Annotated in this window: 2 rRNA genes; both read right to left on the bottom strand. The window is 51.2% G+C overall.

Going from position 1 to position 3,437, the window contains the following annotated elements:
- Positions 1–117: ribosomal RNA gene (gene rrf, locus PuT2_RS15500) — 5S ribosomal RNA — on the bottom strand.
- A gap of 99 nt (positions 118–216) precedes the next feature.
- Positions 217–3,151, bottom strand: a 23S ribosomal RNA gene (locus tag PuT2_RS15495).
- Positions 3,152–3,437: the final 286 nt, after the last annotated feature.

Raw genomic sequence — 3,437 nt, 5'->3', positions numbered from 1 at the left:
GCCTGGCGATGTCCTACTCTCACAGGGGGAGATCCCCCAACTACCATCGGCGCTGAAGAGCTTAACTTCCGTGTTCGGCATGGGAACGGGTGTGACCTCTTCGCCATAATCACCAGACGAATATTCAATTGAAGGGTTTGTTCCCTCAAAACTAGATAAAGGATTGATGTCAAGAATACCGGTATTGCCGTGTTGTTCATTTAAAAATGACTCTTTGTGGTTAAGTCCTCGATCGATTAGTATCAGTCAGCTCCACATGTCGCCATGCTTCCACCTCTGACCTATCTACCTGGTCATCTTCCAGGGATCTTACTCACATAAAGTGATGGGAAATCTCATCTCGAGGGGGGCTTCATGCTTAGATGCTTTCAGCACTTATCCCTTCCGCACATAGCTACCCAGCGATGCCTTTGGCAAGACAACTGGTACACCAGCGGTGCGTCCATCCCGGTCCTCTCGTACTAAGGACAGCTCCTCTCAAATTTCCTGCGCCCACGACGGATAGGGACCGAACTGTCTCACGACGTTCTGAACCCAGCTCGCGTACCGCTTTAATGGGCGAACAGCCCAACCCTTGGGACCGACTACAGCCCCAGGATGCGATGAGCCGACATCGAGGTGCCAAACCTCCCCGTCGATGTGGACTCTTGGGGGAGATAAGCCTGTTATCCCCGGGGTAGCTTTTATCCGTTGAGCGATGGCCCTTCCATGCGGAACCACCGGATCACTAAGCCCGACTTTCGTCCCTGCTCGACTTGTAGGTCTCGCAGTCAAGCTCCCTTGTGCCTTTACACTCTGCGAATGATTTCCAACCATTCTGAGGGAACCTTTGGGCGCCTCCGTTACTCTTTAGGAGGCGACCGCCCCAGTCAAACTGCCCACCTGACACTGTCTCCCACCCCGATAAGGGGCGCGGGTTAGAATTTCAATACAGCCAGGGTAGTATCCCACCAACGCCTCCACCGAAGCTGGCGCTCCGGTTTCCAAGGCTCCTACCTATCCTGTACAAGCTGTACCAAAATTCAATATCAGGCTACAGTAAAGCTCCACGGGGTCTTTCCGTCCTGTCGCGGGTAACCTGCATCTTCACAGGTACTATAATTTCACCGAGTCTCTCGTTGAGACAGTGCCCAGATCGTTACGCCTTTCGTGCGGGTCGGAACTTACCCGACAAGGAATTTCGCTACCTTAGGACCGTTATAGTTACGGCCGCCGTTTACTGGGGCTTCGATTCGCACCTTCGCTTGCGCTAAGCACTCCTCTTAACCTTCCAGCACCGGGCAGGCGTCAGCCCCTATACTTCGCCTTACGGCTTCGCAGAGACCTGTGTTTTTGCTAAACAGTCGCCTGGGCCTATTCACTGCGGCTCTTCGAGGCTATGCACCCCAAAGAGCACCCCTTCTCCCGAAGTTACGGGGTCATTTTGCCGAGTTCCTTAACGAGAGTTCTCTCGCTCACCTTAGGATTCTCTCCTCGCCTACCTGTGTCGGTTTGCGGTACGGGCACCTTTTTCCTCGCTAGAGGCTTTTCTTGGCAGTGTGGAATCAGGAACTTCGCTACTATAATTCGCTCGCTGTCACAGCTCAGCCTTCACGATGACGGGATTTTCCTCATCATCAGCCTAACTGCTTAGACGCACATATCCAGCAGTGCGCTTACCCTATCCTCCTGCGTCCCCCCATTGCTCAAACGGAAAAGAGGTGGTACAGGAATATCAACCTGTTGTCCATCGTCTACGCCTATCGGCCTCGACTTAGGTCCCGACTAACCCTGAGCGGACGAGCCTTCCTCAGGAAACCTTAGGCATTCGGTGGATGGGATTCTCACCCATCTTTCGCTACTCATACCGGCATTCTCACTTCTAAGCACTCCACCAGTCCTTACGGTCTGACTTCACTGTCCTTAGAACGCTCTCCTACCACTGACACCAGAGGTGTCAATCCACAGCTTCGGTGATACGTTTAGCCCCGGTACATTTTCGGCGCAGAGTCACTCGACCAGTGAGCTATTACGCACTCTTTAAATGGTGGCTGCTTCTAAGCCAACATCCTGGTTGTCTAAGCAACTCCACATCCTTTTCCACTTAACGTATACTTTGGGACCTTAGCTGGTGGTCTGGGCTGTTTCCCTTTCGACTACGGATCTTATCACTCGCAGTCTGACTCCCATGGATAAGTCTTTGGCATTCGGAGTTTGTCTGAATTCGGTAACCCGATGAGGGCCCCTAGTCCAAACAGTGCTCTACCTCCAAGACTCTTACACATGAGGCTAGCCCTAAAGCTATTTCGGAGAGAACCAGCTATCTCCAAGTTCGATTGGAATTTCTCCGCTACCCACACCTCATCCCCGCACTTTTCAACGTGCGTGGGTTCGGACCTCCATCCAGTGTTACCTGGACTTCATCCTGGACATGGGTAGATCACCTGGTTTCGGGTCTACGACCACATACTCATTCGCCCTGTTCAGACTCGCTTTCGCTGCGGCTCCGTCTCATCGACTTAACCTTGCATGGGATCGTAACTCGCCGGTTCATTCTACAAAAGGCACGCCATCACCCGTTAACGGGCTCTGACTACTTGTAGGCACACGGTTTCAGGTTCTATTTCACTCCCCTCCCGGGGTGCTTTTCACCTTTCCCTCACGGTACTGGTTCACTATCGGTCACTAGGTAGTATTTAGCCTTGGGAGATGGTCCTCCCAGCTTCCGACGGGATTTCACGTGTCCCGCCGTACTCAGGATCCACTCAAGAGGGAACGAAGTTTCAACTACAGGGTTGTTACCTTCTTTGACGAGCCTTTCCAGACTTCTTCGTCTACTCCGTTCCTTTGTAACTCCGTATAGAGTGTCCTACAACCCCAAGAGGCAAGCCTCTTGGTTTGGGCTACATCCCGTTTCGCTCGCCGCTACTCAGGGAATCGCATTTGCTTTCTCTTCCTCCAGGTACTTAGATGTTTCAGTTCCCTGGGTCTGCCTTCCATACTCTATGTATTCAAGTATGGATACTGTTCCATTACGAACAATGGGTTCCCCCATTCGGAAATCTCCGGATCAAAGCTCACTTACAGCTCCCCGAAGCATATCGGTGTTAGTCCCGTCCTTCATCGGCTCCTAGTGCCAAGGCATCCACCGTGCGCCCTTCATAACTTAACCTAAATTTTGCTTTATCAGCTTCGAATCTCTTCGTCAGCTTCAGTCGTTCACATCCTCACGCACGACTAAGTGCGCTCCGGTGTTCGCTCCTTCGCTTCCTCGACCTTCTCGCTGCTAAATCAAAATTTGATTCACTTACTTACTAAGTTAGGATTAAACCTAAAATGGCGATACTCGGTAATTTCTTGACTATCAATTAACACTTTATCTAGTTTTCAAAGAACAAATCCATTTCGTCTCGTAAGAGACAAAAAGTTTTGATGGTTGAACCATCAAAACTGAACAA

The sequence above is a fragment of the Pusillimonas sp. T2 genome (genome assembly GCF_002236805.1).
Classification (GTDB): Bacteria; Pseudomonadota; Gammaproteobacteria; order Burkholderiales; family Burkholderiaceae_B; genus Neopusillimonas.
This window is presented reverse-complemented; position numbering and strand designations above follow the sequence as displayed.